The organism is Faecalibacterium sp. DFI.5.82 (assembly GCF_029076575.1).
GTDB lineage: Bacteria > Bacillota > Clostridia > Oscillospirales > Ruminococcaceae > Faecalibacterium > Faecalibacterium duncaniae.
Genome location: NZ_JARFIS010000210.1, coordinates 1 through 340, shown reverse-complemented (window position 1 = coordinate 340; position 340 = coordinate 1). Strand labels below are relative to the sequence as shown.

The 340-nt window shown below is 58.2% G+C and carries 1 pseudogene; it reads left to right on the top strand.

Annotated features, from left to right (window positions below):
• Positions 1–340, top strand: a pseudogene (locus P0G09_RS16280) (D-alanyl-D-alanine carboxypeptidase); the annotation flags it as partial.

The window sequence follows — 340 nt, the reverse complement described above, 5'->3', positions numbered from 1 at the left end:
GGGCTGCACCAGCACCAGTTTTACCTGTGTGCACGGCCTGTATGATTACGGCAACGTCACTTCGGCCCACGATCTGGCCCTGATCGCCAAGGCCTGCGCCGAGAATGAGACCTATATGCAGGTGGCAAACACCCTGAGTTATACTCTGCCAGCCACCAACCTGCACCAGAACGAGCGCACCATCACCTCCACCAACCTGATGCTCAACCCGGAGTACCCCTACTACCGGGATTACATCCGGTGCATGAAGACCGGTTTTACCACCTTGGCGGGCCGGTGCTATGTGACCTTTGCCCAGAAGGATCTCCATACCTACGGGCTGGTGGTGCTGGGCTCTGAC